The 14,065-nt window shown below is 42.2% G+C and carries 14 protein-coding genes; 4 read left to right on the top strand and 10 right to left on the bottom strand.

The annotated features are described in order from the left end of the window. The first annotated feature begins 31 nt into the window (after nucleotides 1-31). Both vapB and M5U24_RS02935 read left to right on the top strand, forming a co-directional pair. Nucleotides 32-259 carry a type II toxin-antitoxin system VapB family antitoxin gene (gene vapB / locus M5U24_RS02940; RefSeq protein ID WP_099325310.1) on the top strand — a complete coding sequence of 76 codons (228 nt, stop codon included), beginning with the start codon at nucleotides 32-34 and terminating at the stop codon, nucleotides 257-259. Next, nucleotides 259-660 carry a type II toxin-antitoxin system VapC family toxin gene (locus M5U24_RS02935; RefSeq protein ID WP_099325311.1) on the top strand — a complete coding sequence of 134 codons (402 nt, stop codon included), beginning with the start codon at nucleotides 259-261 and terminating at the stop codon, nucleotides 658-660. Before vapB ends, M5U24_RS02935 begins: the two co-directional genes overlap by 1 nt. Nucleotides 661-1,071: 411 nt before the next feature. Here M5U24_RS02935 and M5U24_RS02930 read toward each other — a convergent pair whose 3' ends face one another. The 4 genes from M5U24_RS02930 to M5U24_RS02915 form a co-directional block, all read right to left on the bottom strand. After that, entirely contained in the window at nucleotides 1,072-1,560 is a 489-nt protein-coding gene (locus M5U24_RS02930; protein WP_298201498.1) for an MBL fold metallo-hydrolase, read from the bottom strand. A 252-nt stretch (nucleotides 1,561-1,812) separates the two neighbouring features. After that, nucleotides 1,813-2,382 carry a hypothetical protein gene (locus M5U24_RS02925; protein ID WP_298201496.1) on the bottom strand — a complete coding sequence of 190 codons (570 nt, stop codon included), beginning with the start codon at nucleotides 2,380-2,382 and terminating at the stop codon, nucleotides 1,813-1,815. A 57-nt stretch (nucleotides 2,383-2,439) separates the two neighbouring features. Then, nucleotides 2,440-3,084, bottom strand: a complete 645-nt coding sequence (locus tag M5U24_RS02920) for a pentapeptide repeat-containing protein (RefSeq protein ID WP_099325313.1) — start codon at nucleotides 3,082-3,084, stop codon at nucleotides 2,440-2,442. 39 nt (nucleotides 3,085-3,123) lie between these two features. After that, nucleotides 3,124-4,353, bottom strand: a complete 1,230-nt coding sequence (locus M5U24_RS02915; protein ID WP_298201494.1) for an HD domain-containing phosphohydrolase — start codon at nucleotides 4,351-4,353, stop codon at nucleotides 3,124-3,126. A 298-nt stretch (nucleotides 4,354-4,651) separates the two neighbouring features. Between M5U24_RS02915 and M5U24_RS02910 the strand changes: the two genes are divergently transcribed. Beyond that, on the top strand, nucleotides 4,652-6,394 hold the full coding sequence (locus tag M5U24_RS02910; protein ID WP_099325316.1) for a hypothetical protein: 1,743 nt from the start codon (nucleotides 4,652-4,654) through the stop codon (nucleotides 6,392-6,394). A 221-nt stretch (nucleotides 6,395-6,615) separates the two neighbouring features. Here M5U24_RS02910 and M5U24_RS02905 read toward each other — a convergent pair whose 3' ends face one another. Both M5U24_RS02905 and M5U24_RS02900 read right to left on the bottom strand, forming a co-directional pair. Beyond that, entirely contained in the window at nucleotides 6,616-8,034 is a 1,419-nt protein-coding gene (locus M5U24_RS02905; RefSeq protein ID WP_164994270.1) for a glycosyl hydrolase, read from the bottom strand. 90 nt (nucleotides 8,035-8,124) lie between these two features. Further along, a complete protein-coding gene (locus tag M5U24_RS02900) occupies nucleotides 8,125-8,412 on the bottom strand; it encodes a hypothetical protein (protein WP_298201491.1) in 288 nt (95 codons plus the stop codon). Between the two features lie 855 nt (nucleotides 8,413-9,267). Here M5U24_RS02900 and M5U24_RS02895 point away from each other — a divergent pair. Further along, nucleotides 9,268-10,197 carry a methylenetetrahydrofolate reductase gene (locus tag M5U24_RS02895; protein WP_099325412.1) on the top strand — a complete coding sequence of 310 codons (930 nt, stop codon included), beginning with the start codon at nucleotides 9,268-9,270 and terminating at the stop codon, nucleotides 10,195-10,197. Here M5U24_RS02895 and M5U24_RS02890 read toward each other — a convergent pair. From M5U24_RS02890 to M5U24_RS02875, 4 genes are all read right to left on the bottom strand, one after another. After that, nucleotides 10,116-10,775 carry a hypothetical protein gene (locus tag M5U24_RS02890; protein ID WP_157820538.1) on the bottom strand — a complete coding sequence of 220 codons (660 nt, stop codon included), beginning with the start codon at nucleotides 10,773-10,775 and terminating at the stop codon, nucleotides 10,116-10,118. The genes M5U24_RS02895 and M5U24_RS02890 overlap by 82 nt on opposite strands. 335 nt (nucleotides 10,776-11,110) lie before the next feature. After that, nucleotides 11,111-11,614, bottom strand: a complete 504-nt coding sequence (locus M5U24_RS02885; RefSeq protein WP_099325414.1) for a ferritin family protein — start codon at nucleotides 11,612-11,614, stop codon at nucleotides 11,111-11,113. A 33-nt stretch (nucleotides 11,615-11,647) separates the two neighbouring features. Next, nucleotides 11,648-12,907, bottom strand: a complete 1,260-nt coding sequence (locus M5U24_RS02880; protein ID WP_099325415.1) for a Glu/Leu/Phe/Val dehydrogenase — start codon at nucleotides 12,905-12,907, stop codon at nucleotides 11,648-11,650. A gap of 560 nt (nucleotides 12,908-13,467) precedes the next feature. Beyond that, nucleotides 13,468-13,992: a cysteine dioxygenase family protein gene (locus tag M5U24_RS02875; protein WP_099325416.1), complete on the bottom strand. Its 525-nt coding sequence runs from the start codon at nucleotides 13,990-13,992 to the stop codon at nucleotides 13,468-13,470. Between the last annotated feature and the right edge of the window lie 73 nt (nucleotides 13,993-14,065).

Genomic DNA, 14,065 nt, shown 5'->3' with positions numbered 1-14,065 from the left:
ATTCATAGTATATATTCAAAGGAGGTGTTTTGTGAAAACTGCAAAAATTTTTCAAAACGGTCAAAGCCAGGCTGTTAGGCTGCCCAAGGAGTTTCGGTTTGAGGGTGACCACGTATTTATCAAAAAGTCGGGAAATATTGTGATGCTTATTCCAGCCAAAGAATCGTGGAATTCTTTGGTAGACAGCCTTGATAAATTTACCGATGACTTCATGGGTGAGAGAAAACAGTTAGATACCCAGACAAGGGAGCCACTTTAATGAAATGTATGCTTGATACCAATATATGCATTTATCTCATCAAGCGGAAAAACCCTAAAATCCTTGCGTATCTCAAAAAACACGACATAGGGGAGGTTGGTATTTCATCTATTACCCTCGCGGAACTTCAATACGGGGTGGCAAACAGCAATTATATCCAGAGAAACAGAGAGGCTTTACATGAGTTTATCCTGCCTCTTGAAATTGCAGATTTCGATGAAAAGGTTGCTGAGGTGTACGGGAATGTGAGGGCGAACCTTGAAAAGGCAGGAACCCCTATTGGCTCAATGGATATGCTCATTGGCGCTCATGCCATGAGTCTCGGTGTAACCCTTGTATCTAATAATACCAGGGAATTTAATCGTATAAAAGGGCTTAAGGTTGTAGACTGGACCATTTGAAGGTAGGGAATCAGGCCTACGGTGACATTCAACAGCGTAGTGGTAAGACGTGCCTTGCTACTGTTTGAACACGCACCAGAGGTGGTAACCCTAAAGCGTAAAAAGGGGCATACCTTGATCAGGGGTTAACATGTCGATAGTTTGGGCTTGATCACAAATCAAGGTGTGAACCGTATCTTCACTCCTAACTCCGCACTTTAGTGCGGAGATATTCGTAAAAAACCCGACTTTAGCCAGGACTTTGGATTATTCCGTAACCCCGACAGAGTTCCAAACTCTGTCAGGGTTAAATCAACTATTCCCCGCGCATTTGACCGCCATGGATTAACAGTACTTCAGGGCTAAAGCCCCGGACATTTTTATTTTGTCAACCCCATGCTAAAGCATGGGGTTAAAGCATGGATGGATTTTTCAAAAAACTAAAGTGTTACGGCAAAATGGATTTGTGTATTTCTCTATACCTACCGTAGTCATTGGCCCGTGGGCGGGAAAGACAAGGGTTTCGTCAGGCAGGGTGAAGATATGCTTGCGGATATGTTCTGTCTGGCATTGAGCGGCCTTTGAAGAATTCGTACCACCAACTGAACCGCAAAAAAGCGCATCTCCTGTAAACACACCACCGGGGATATAGTACGACATTCCATGAAGAGTATGGCCAGGCGTGGATAATGCTTTGAATTGCAGCGAACCAACCTCAATTATTTCGCTGCCCTGCAGCATGTTATTGGCAGAATGTACTTCTCCCTCTCCGGCATAACTCTTAACAGGATAACGGCGGGAAAACTCCTGCATGCCTTCGGTATGGTCCCAATGTCCATGCTTGAAATACATAGCGCAGCCTTTGGCCGCAACCAAATTCGAAATACGAATATCGAAATACGAAACAAATTCAAATGACAAAAAATCCAATGCTCCAAAGAGAGTTGTAGAGTTAAAGAGTTGTAGAGTTAAAGAGTTAAAGAGTTAAAGAGTTAAAGAGTTAACTCCTAAACTCCTAAACTCCTAAACTCCTAAACTTTACGTAAGCCTCATCTAATCAATGCCTTACTGTTATGCATTTAAACGAGCATTAAAAACAAGAAGTTGGTGGATAGTGGTACGAAGAAAAGGTTACAAAAAAGAGGTTTTTACAGGGCAATACTATAAACCCATTTACTGGCAAAATGGATTTGTGTATTTCTCTATACCTACCGTAGTCATTGGTCCGTGGGCGGGAAAGACAAGGGTTTCGTCAGGCAGGGTGAAGATATGCTTGTGGATATGTTCTGTCTGGCATTGAACGGCCTTTGAAGAATTCGTACCACCAACTGAACCGCAAAAAAGGGCATCTCCCGTAAACACACCACCAGGGATATAGTACGACATTCCATGAAGCGTATGGCCCGGCGTGGATAATGCTTTGAATTGCAGCGCACCAACCTCAATTATTTCGCTGCCCTGCAGTATGTTATTGGCAGATATTTTTCTCTCCTCCCCCCCCCTCACCTTTAAAGAGGGGCGGGGGGGAACCCCCCCTTCCCCTTTGGGTGGGTCCCAATGTCCATGCGTAAAAAAGAGATATTGTAAGAGGATTTGCCGTTCCCGGATAAAAGCCTCTATTTCATCGCTGAAACCCCCGGGATCAATAAATACCCCTACCCTGGTTTCAGGGTCTGCAACAAGATACCCGTTAATCGGGTAACTTCCCACGGTAAAACGCCTGAATATCAGATTGCAAATCATGGCGTGATCTCCTTTGAGTAATTCGTTTTTTTCAAAAAATAAACGGCAAACCCCAGGTTAATCATAGCGCACCTCATCCCGGTTTGCCGCCTGATTTATATCGGTATCAACCCACTTTGTATCTACAAAATGCGCCTTATGAAACACCGCTTCATCAAGCGTGCATTTCTCAAAACTGCAACGGATAAAAATTGCTGCCCGAAAAATAGCCTTTTGCAGACGGCACTCCACAAACCGAGTATCAATGAAGGTTGAGAAGGGAAAGCGGACGAAAAAGTAATCCTCCCGCTCAAACAGGCAATCATGCCAAAATGAACCACTGAAGGCGACCTCGCTGAAAGAGGAACCCCGGAGCTGGCACTTGTGAAATGTGGAGAATCCGAAGGAACTCAGTTTTGCCGTGGTTTTTGCTATCGTACATCCGGAGAAATGGTTTGAGGTAAAAAGGGCATCCTGTATCATCACCTTTTCCCATTTACAATCCAGATAAAATCCCCCTTCGCAAAGGGCATGGTCGAAGGAAACATTTTGGAATTTGCTGTCCTGTGCCCGGAGGTAACGGAAACGCCCTTCTTCGAACCTGACAGACTGAATATGGCTTTCAATCAGGCGTTTGCCGGAAAAATCCTCTCCGGCGAGGGCCATATCTGAAAGGGTATCACGGATATAGATCGTTTTTTTCTGATTTTTCTCTGTTTTCATTGTTTGATATATCCCTTTACTCTTTGTCTTAAACGCCTGTTAGAAAATGCATTGTATCGTTATATTCCTGCCCACTGAGCTTAGATCTATAACCACAGGGTTTATTTTCTTTTTGTTGTTATCATAAAGAATTTTTATAACAGGCCTGTTAAGTGAATCTCTGTTTAAAGAAAATACAAACCCGGTAAACCCTTCGTATGCGCCATTTTTAATCTTTATCTCTGTTCCTACCGGGTATTTTGGTAATAAATCCAGAAAATATCGCACCAATTCTTTATTAAAATGTGTCTCTGCTCCGTTTTTAATAAGTTCATATACGATATCATGAGGAATCGGGGGACGAAAAGGCCTGTTTGCAACACAAGCATCATAAAAATCCGCAATAGCCGCAATTTCTGCCGGCAGTATTATTTTCGCCTCATCGCTGTAGCATATCTCATTTACATTATAGAAGTCAAAGGTATTGCTCCCCTTTAACCCCAGTGGATATCCGGAACCATCCTGCCACTCATGGTGCTGATAGGCGATGTGTGCGGCAACAAATCCCACATGTTCCAGATCCTTCAGTAATTCATACCCGAGAACAGAATGTTTTTTAATTTGTTCATTTTCATGTTCTGACAACTTTTCCCGTTTATTGAGTATTTCCATATCAATAAAAATGTTTCCGATATCATGAAGAAGTTTTCCGATAGCGATTTGTTTTAATTTATTTCTGTCCAGGCGCAATCTCTTTGCAAAGAGTAAAGCCACAATCGCAGAATCAACGGAATGCTCATAGGTATAGTTGTCATGCGTTTTTATGGTATTCAGTCCAGCCAAAACCTCCTGTCCATAATCTCTCAATAAAACCCCTCCTTTCCATAATCTCTCAATGAAAAAGCTTATATCGTTATTTAATTGTTTTAGCTCGATATTTTGGTGGAATGTTTTCTTGAACTTTTCGGAATTGATGCTGTTTATGATGGATTCACAGGTACTTCCTTTCATGCTGAGGTCTTTAAAAGAATCAGAAATCTTTTTGTATGTTATGATGACGCGCTTCGTCATCATCGTATGCACTTTTTCAGAAACAATCTCGGGCGTTTCTATATCCGCAGTGTCTTCTTCCTCCACATATACGCATACAATGCCTCTTCTTTTAAGGCTCAGAATATGATCCTGCGTAATCGCTATCCCCTTTTTAAGGAGAATTGCATAATTATCTCCGTAAATAGTCTTACCAAGCGCCATTCCTGGCGTAATGTTGTTTACATGTTTTCTTATCATAGATTTTATTTTATAACGGTTACCAGTAACACCAATGAGATATAAATGTATGGAATACATAATATCTTATAAAAAATATTTTTTCCAGAGATTATGCAGGACGCACCTTCAGGTTTGCCTTCCTGCAAATATTTGTTTGCAGCCTAGCCGCGCTATGAGATAATTGATATCCACTGTGGTTGTCCCCCTTTGGATGGGGTTGGGGGGAGGATTTTGGAATTTGTTTCGGATTTCGTATTTTTTATTTCGCGCTTGTTTGGTTCTGGCTATACCAGCTTAGGAGGTTATTTTAGGAAAAATGAAAAACATCAAAAACGGTAGTTTTATTTGTATTGCAGCGTTGTTCCTTTTGTTTCCATGCGGCAACCTGTCATATGGACAATCCGGGCTTCAGACTGTGCAGGAAGAGGAAGCGCAGGGTGTTCCGGAAGAGACAGCTTCCCTGACGGCGTTGAGAGGGATTATTCAGATAATGGAAGAAATTCAGGGACAGATTGCCGTCAAAAAAAATGAACTTGCAGGCATAACAGAACAGGAACAAAGAATAGAAATTATTAAAGAAATTGAGAAACTCAAAGAACATTTGAATACATCAAGAGAAAATTTTGAAGAAATTGCAACCGGCCTTGACCTGAAAATGTTCGATGCAAAACCACAGAAACAATTTGAGTGGAAAGAGGAAGCCCAGGTGCTGATTGGGCCTATCATTAATGAGTTAAAGAGTATAACCGCCCGACCAAGATTAATTGAAAATCTCCGGACGCAGGTGTCGTATCATGAAAAAAAGATTCAGTTTGTAAAAAACGCCTTAAGGAATATACAGGAACTTACTGCGCATGTGCATGATGAGCTGCTAAAAAAGCAATTAATCGCACTGGAGCACGAATGGTACAATAAAGGAAAGCAATGCTCTACGGAACTCACAATAGCCAAATATCAGTTGGCAGAGAAAGAAAGTGAAAAAAAATCTTTGCTCGAATCAAGCCAGAAGCTGGTAAAGGGGTTTTTTAAGAGCAGGGGGAAGAATTTTATCTTTTCAATAATCGCCTTTTTTTCCGTTTTCTTCCTCCTTCGTTATATCCATAGGTACGTTTATAGAAGCAGTTCTGTTTACAAGTCGGTGAAGCATTCATTCTACGTACGCCTTGCGGAGGTATTTTACCATATTGCAACCTTCATTGGCGCTACAAGCGCATTGTTAATCGTGCTTTATATTTCAGGGGATTGGGTTCTTTTGGGATTGGCGTTCATATTTATATTCGGGATGATATGGACGGCAAAACAAACCTTGCCGCGCTTTTATGAACAATGCAAACTTTTGTTAAATTTGGGAACGGTAAGAGAAAATGAGCGGGTAATATATAATGGCTTGCCGTGGAGGGTTGCTTCCTTAAATCTTTACACCTATCTTGTAAACCCAGAATTAAAAGGAGGAATGCTCCGGCTTCCAATCAGGGAACTCGAAGGGATTCGTTCCCGTCAATTTCATAAGGATGAACCATGGTTCCCCTCTAAAGAAAATGATTGGGTAATCCTTGCGGACGGTACCCTGGGCAACGTGGTTATCCAGACTCCGGAGATAGTTAAGCTTTTGGTTATCGGCGGAAGCGATAAAACCTATTCAACCGTGGAATTCCTGCAACAAAAACCTATAAACATTTCAACGGTGTTTTGCCTTCATATTACGTTTGGCGTTGATTACCAGCACCAGGCAATAAGCACTTCAGAGATACCGGGCATATTGAGGGAAATAATTTTAAAAGAACTTTCAAAAAGCGGTTATGAAAAAGATATCAATAGCATTGTTGTTGAATTTAAAGAGGCGGGGTCGTCTTCCCTCAATTATTCAATCCTTGCCAATTTCTCCGGACGGGTAGCCAGGGACTATTACAAACTTTCCCGTGCCATTCAAAAAATAGCGGTTGATGCGTGCAACAAGCATGGCTGGACGATTCCCTTTACGCAAATTACACTTCATAACGCAGAAAAGCCGCAACCAAAAAGAGTTTTACCACAAAACACGAAGCACGAAAGGTACTAAGAGGAACCTACAAAATCATGTAGTGCGACGAACCTCGTCGCACTACAAATGACAATTTCCAGGCGCTTTTTGTCAAAATATTTATTGCCCCTTCGGCAATCTGCAAATTGCCGATTGCCGACTGAGGACTGTTTTCGTGCTTGTTCGGTTCTGGCTTTGCCAGCTTGGGGGTTAGAGATAGGATTTGCTATTTCCCGCCCCCCCTTCGCATCATTTTTGTATTACTCCTTGCCAACCTTTACATTGAGCGTTGCCTTCAGCCCATCTGAGGTGAATAGTACTTTTGCATTACCTTTCTTATTTCCGGCAGTGATGGTGAATGTTGCCTCCCCGTTTTTATCGGTTTCTGCCGTTTTCGCCGGTATTTTTATGAACTTCTTCCCCTTTTTAATTTTTGCTTTCACCGTAACGCCTTCAGAGAAGCAATCATTGTCGCCCTTTACCGTCACGGTAACTTCTTCACTTTCCCCCCTTGCAAGGCTTAATTCAGACGCCGCCGTTATAGATTTCGCATCACATTCACCTGGCGCCGGACTTGGTGTTGGAGTTGGGGTTGGGGTTGCACTTGCATCTGCATTTATAAGTTCCTGTACTGCTATATATGATGGCTTTTCAATAAAAGTTACTTCGCCGGTGGTTTGGTCATCTATGACCTGTGCGAGCAATCCTTCTGCAACATCTGCCGCCTCTAATTCATCATTATCCCTCAAGGTGACAAATACCTTATCAACGCCATTGTCCAGAATGTCATTTATGGAGGAAGCATAGTATTCCGCCTGCGATATGAGGCCGTTTTTATAATTCTTATCCGTTTGATAATTAGGGTCAGATGTGTATCCATGTTCCGATACCCATACCGGACCGTCGAAACCTATCGATGAAAACATCTCTATAAACTCTGCAACCATATCTGGCAATTTATCGAGATCATCACGAACGTGAATGTTGGCAATGTCAAATTTATCCGGGGCATTTTCTGCCACTTCCTGCAGCCATTCAGAGAGATCCTCATGGTCTAGAGGCATAAAAACGCCCGCAATAAGAATGTTTGCAGAGCTGTCCGCCGCCTTAATAGCGTCATATGTTGTGGAGAGCAATTGTGCATATTCCGAAGCATCGCCGTAAAAGAATCCTTCGCATGCAGTGCTGGTGCAAGTATATTCATTGGGTTCGTTCCAAACTTCCCAGTAATGAATATCGCCTTTGTATCGTCCCACAATCATGGCAATCCATTTTGCCCATTGATCATAATCTGCAGGTGGGCAAAAATTGGGGTCATAGGCGGCCTCTCCTGACGGACAATTCCCTGCCCAGTCTGGCATGGAAGTGAGTGTTCCCAATATCTGTACGCCATATTTTCCCGCCAAATCTACAATAATATCCATTGGTTCCCACTCCGGAGGTGCGTCTTCCTGAACAAAAATGGAAGACAACTGAACATCAAGCCGCAGGTAAGCAATCCCCAATGCCGAACTTTTTGAAAAGAGTTCTTCGATATCAACTTCCGGCATATCCGGGTAAATCATGGAATGGGCGCCGTAATTCTCGCGGCTGTATGAATAAGAGTCGTTAACAAAGGAGAGGCTTGATATTACCAGGAGGAGGCCTCCAACTGTTTTTTTAACCCAGTAATTATTCATTTTCCCGATACCTTTCCTTAGACTAATGTGTTTTGGCGGTTATTAAATTAGGTGGGGTTTTAAAATGCAAAAACCCAGCGGCATTTATTTTTACCCACCCCTCATATACCAATAAATTGTAGCATTCCAGGCATCTGTTGTCCAATCACTCGTATCTGTGTTTACTAATTGACTAATGAATCCAATATATCCGCCATCTACATCGGCATAATCAACCCTCCATTTTTCACGATGATGCGCATTGCCACGACTACAGGCGGGTTCAGGTTTGTAACCTGAACCTATGAGTTTATGCGTATAATGGGGCCATGTACTGTGGTAAAATGCCAATTCCCAAATCACAAAATCCCTGTTTGGAATCTGGAATTTATTTGTCATTTGTTCTGCTAATAGAAGGCTGGATTGAAAGTATAAAACGTTTGGTTCAGGTTACAAACCAATGTCATTAAGTTAAGCAACCTGCAGCCTGAAGAGCCTAAAAAACAATGTAGCCCCTTTAGGGGCGGTCTGTTTGTAGCGCAATAAAATTCAACAGGTAAATAGCTCCATAGGAGCGGCCTGTATATGATTGACAGGAAGACAGGCCGCTCCTGACGGAGCTAATATCTGTTATGGTATCCTATCTACTACTACAAACAGGTTGCTCCTACGGAGCTTATCGGTAATACGTTTTTTTTAAACCAAAGTGTTACAATAATTCTTAACTTAATGACATTGGGTTACAAACCTTAACCCGCGAATGTAGTTTCCCTTGCCATTACGTTCCCAAACAGATACTTCACTATGTTCAGTACAAGGTTTGAGAACGAGTTGTGCTTCGATAGTTTAATAGATTACGCTGAATAGTTACAACAAATCATGGTATTAGAAAGATGAATAATTAAGTATTATTGTGGTGGATTCGGTGCAAAAAAGCCGCATCTTAATCCACCCTGGATGTTTGAAGCACCAAGAATGGAACAAGGAAAAGATGCTTGTATAAAATAATTGCTTACTGGTATAATCTCAAAGTTTTACAGTGGAAAAGTAACTTCTCAATAAGTTGAGGCAAAGAACTCTCTTACAGTCGGCAATCTGCAATCTACGATCGGCAAACTGCAGATTGCAGACTGTGGAAGGTAGAAATTATTATAAAAACCTCAACTTATTGAGAAGTTACCGTGAAAACAATTACGCCCTGGCAATGTTTTTGTAAATAGGTATTGTTAACTATATTAGGAAATGAGCGAAACCATGAAATCTGGAAGCAATCTGGAGAAATTACTTCGTGACGGAAAATTTGCAGTAACAGCGGAACTCGGCCCTCCAAGGGGTGCGGACAGAACGGTAATTGAAAAAAAAGCGGTGATGCTGAAGGGATATGGCGATGCCTTTAACATTACCGATTGCCAAACCGCCGTGGTAAGGATGTCAAGCATCGCTGCAGGCAGAATTGTGCTTGATTCGGGTGTGGAACCCATTGTTCAGATGACATGCCGGGATAGAAACCGTATTGCCATACAGAGCGATCTTTTGGGCGCTGCGGCTTTGGGGGCAAAAAACGTGCTTTGCCTCACGGGAGACCATCAGAAATTTGGCGACCATCCGATGGCAAAAGGCGTATTTGACATTGATTCCATTCAACTTATTCAAATCGTAAAAGCACTTAGGGACGAAAGGTTATCCCAGTGCGGACAGGAATTGAAGGCGGGGAGTCCCGCGTTTTTTATTGGTGCAGCGGAGAACCCATTTGCAGACCCTTTTAAATATCGTGCGGCGAGACTTGGTAAAAAAATTAAGGCAGGTGCGGATTTTATTCAGACTCAAATTATCTACAACGTAAACAAATTTAAAGAATGGATGAAAATGGTTACTGATATGGGACTTCACGAAAAGACCTATATACTTGCCGGTGTAGCGCCCCTCAAATCAAAGGGCATGGCAAAGCATATGAAATATAACGTACCCGGCATGGATGTGCCTGATGAAGTTATGGAGCGCATGGACGCTGCTGCTGAAGCGAAAAGAGGGAAAGAAGAAGGGATAAAGATTTGTCTGGAAGTAATTGAGCAGGTGAGAGAGATAAAAGGCGTTGCAGGTATTCATATTATGGCCGTTGAGTGGGAAGAAGCGGTGCCTGAAATTGTAAGGCAGGCAGGATTGTATCCGAGGCCTTCAGTATAAACACACGCTGTCAAGCAAGAGTACATCCGATGTTTAACAACCTTCTCAAACATAGAAACAATCAGGATGTTTAAGCCGTGCTTGACGGAAAGGCGTTTTTTTATTAAATAGCAATCTTCCCACTCTTTCCGTAATTCATCCGCCTTCGTACGATCAATCGCGAGGGCGCCTACATCATACATAACTCCCGTTATATCAGAACACTCGATGACCCTTCGTACCTCTGCATAAATTTGCTTTTGTGTTCTCTTGTACAAAAGATTGTCATCCACGTTGTTTGTTTTCTTTGCTGTGTAATACACCGTTCTCTGTATGTCTGTGCCGTCTTGTGCCTGTTGGATTTTATATGACAAATAAAAGGTGATTATTAGTATTGTAGAAGGGATAAAGGGTCTTTTGGAGGTAAAATGTATTCCATGTTTAGAAATGTCTTTTATGAGAATGGGGACCTCTTCATGCATAAAATCGATTTGATCCCTTCTTACTGCAGAACAGAAACCTTCCGTGTCTAAAACAAACCTCTCCTCTGTGCGCTTCTGTCTGGCGTTTGTTCCTTCTTCAGGTTGGAAGAAGATCACAGGGTTTTCATCGTCCTCAAAAGATCCTTGTTTTGTTTCCGGCGCCTTCCTTTTAAGCCCTTTTTGCCTCTTTTTTTCTTCCTGAATTAATCTGGCGATTATGCTTTTCGCCTCTTGAAGCTCTTACATGGATAATTCCGAAAGAGTTTCTTTCCATGATTTTTGCATACTGTATGCCGCCGTAAAAAAAAGGAGATAATAGTTTCAATGCATTTTTGAAGGATAAGGTGAATGATAAAAAGATGATTTGTTCGCTCAAATCTATTTTTATGCGATGGTCGGCAATGATTCAACAAATGTGTAGCTTGTGTATTACAGAAGACATTGTTGCGCTTCTATGCCGCGCACTCTTTCAAAAGAATCATTTGTTTTGCCAGTAAATGAAGGTGGGTTTTTTCTTCGTTTAATAATTGTTCAAAGGCTTTCCGTCCGTCATCGTTTTTTGTATGCTGTATTGCTTCGCGGTAGTAGAGGATTGCATCCTTCTCTGCTTGTATGCCGATTTTTAAAGCGTCAACATCGCTTTTTATCTGCAAGGCAAGTTCTTTTGCCGAGTCTTTCCTGGTAAAGACACCTGTATCCACAAGGTGCTTCAAATATTCATCTGCCGTGTAATCCTCGCCGGCGTATATTTGTTCCTGTGGCGAAGGCAAAGAATCATAAATCCTCTGGAAGGTATCCATATGATCTTCTTCGTCCTGCGCGAGCTTTGCAAAGATTTCTTTTACCCTTGAGTCTTTTGCGTTTTCTGCCAGGGTAGTATAAAAAACCTTGCCTTCTTTTTCCATGTTTATTGCGATTCGAAGGACTTCATGGTCATTAAAGTTTTCGAACTCCATTGTAATAACACCTTTCTTTTGTAGTTATAAAAGTTACGGATACAATCCCCTCACGGTAAAAACGTCAGCGACTTTTTTAATTGCCAGCATCATGGCAGAGGTGCGTAGGGAATATTTGTTTTTTTGTGCGAAAGCATAAACGTCATTAAATGATCTTTCAAGAAGTATTTTAAGTTTGGCGTTTACCTCGTTTTTGCACCAGAAATAACATTGCGCATCCTGCACCCACTCGAAATAGGAAACAATCACACCCCCCGCATTTGCAAGGATGTCCGGTACGATCTTTATTTTCCTGCCGGAGAGTATTTCGTCCGCCTCCGGGGTTGTAGGGCCATTTGCACCCTCTACGATCAGTTTTGCCTTTATTTTACCGGCATTCTTCTTTGTGATCTGGCCTCCCATTGCTGCGGGAATCAGCACGTCACAGGGTAGTTCCAGTAATTCAGCGTTCGTAATATTTTCTGCAAGGGGAAAATACCGGAATCCTCCGGTTTTTCTGTAATGTTCTATAATAGCGTTATGAGACAACCCCCCCGGGTTGTATATTCCACCGGTTGAACTGCTGACAGCTACTATCTTACACCCCATTTCTTCTAAAAATTTTCCCGCGGCAGACCCGACATTGCCATATCCCTGTATGACTACGTTGAGGCCCTTTAGTGTTTTTTTGTTTTGACGCACCGCGCTTGCGGCAATATAGGCAACGCCAAGCCCCGTTGCATCTGCCCTGCCCAGAGAGCCCCCAATATTCAATGGTTTCCCCGTGACGATGCCGGGGGAACAAAAGCCTTTATTCATGCTGTAGGTGTCCATGATCCATGCCATGATTTGCTCGTTTGTATTGACGTCCGGCGCGGGAATATCGATGTCTGGCCCGATGATTGGCTGAATAGCATACGTATAGCGCCGGGTAATTCTTTCAAGTTCGCCGCGTGAGAGTTTTTTGGGGTCGCAAACGACGCCTCCTTTTGCTCCGCCAAAAGGAATATCCACTAGGGAACACTTCCATGTCATTTCCATTGCCAGTGCCTTTAAGTCGTCCAAAGTAAGGTCCGGATGATACCGTATGCCTCCCTTATAAGGCCCTTTGGCAGAACAATGCTGAACCCGGAATCCTTCAAACGAAGCTGTTGATCCGTTATCCATCCGAACTGGAACAGACACGGTAAGGATTCGGGAAAAATGTTTCAATATCTGATGAATATCCTCCGGGAGGTTCATCCGCTTCGAGACATTATTGAATTGTGTTAGCGCCGTTTGCCACGGGCTATTCTCTTCCATCTTTTCCGGCATTTTAGAATATCTTTATTAAGGGATTTGGAATTTTCCAGTAATTTCAAAAAACTAAAGTGTGGTAACATTTTAGCTTTTTGGAAAATTCACGGGATAGAAAAAATACCATGTAGCCCCGTTAGGGGCGGTCTGTTTGTAGTAGCACAATAAAATTCAATAGAGTAAATAGCTCCGTAGGAGCGGCCTGTCTGTATTCAGGTAGACCTGTTTATATGGATTTACAAGAGACAGGTCGCTCCTAATTGTAGTAGAGACAGGTTTCAAACCTGTCTCTACGATCTGTTACAATATCCTATTTTGATACAAACAGGCTGCTCCTGCGGAGCTTATAGGTAATACATTTTTCAAAAAACTAAAGTGTTACAAAGTGTGACGAAATTTCTTTGCACACTTCCATTCGTCAGTGCATGCTTTCTGGCAAAATATTTAATGGTGAAATCCGAAAATGCTAAATTTCAATCCTAATCCTCCCCCATGCCCCTTTCCAATGGGAGAAAATGTCCCCCGCTGGCGGGGGTGCAGGGGGTGGATTCGTATTTCGTATTTCACAATTAAAGTTACTAAGAATATTGTTTCCTCTGTGCCGCCGCTGTCCATTTCTCAACCAGGGTATTTTCCGTGTTATAAATATTCATTGCAACAAGAGGCGGGAAATAGACAGTAATAACAACTAATCCATCATCATGAACATTTGATACACGATGAATTGTCGAAAGATCAATGCAGGACACTTCATTTGCCGAAACCGAATTCTTTGCAAACGGTGCGATCATACCCGATGATTGCTGTTTTTCAAATAATTCTTCCGTCATAGTCCCTTTGTAAACAAAGGCAATCCCAACAGAACCTCCGTGGTCATGAATTGAGGTGTATTGTCCCGGCTTAAAACACAATGCAATTAACTCACATGTGGCACTGGCATTAATAACATTTCGTTGATACCCCGTGCCGGAGAAACGTGTATATTCCTCAATAGACAATTGTTCCTGGTGCAATCCCCCGAAACTATTTCTTAATTCCTCTTCGGAAGGTATTCCCTGCAATGATTCAAAACGGGCAATGTATTTTTTTAAGGAAGCGTTCATGGTTAAAAATCCATTGGTAGATTTGGAAACGTTAGCAATTCAAGTTCATACTCATATTTTATCTGACAAAAAC

This window comes from Candidatus Kuenenia sp. (assembly GCF_027493735.1).
Lineage (GTDB): Bacteria > Planctomycetota > Brocadiia > Brocadiales > Brocadiaceae > Kuenenia > Kuenenia stuttgartiensis_A.
The sequence above is the reverse complement of the archived record's forward strand: the minus strand, read 5'-3'. Positions and strand labels throughout refer to the sequence as shown.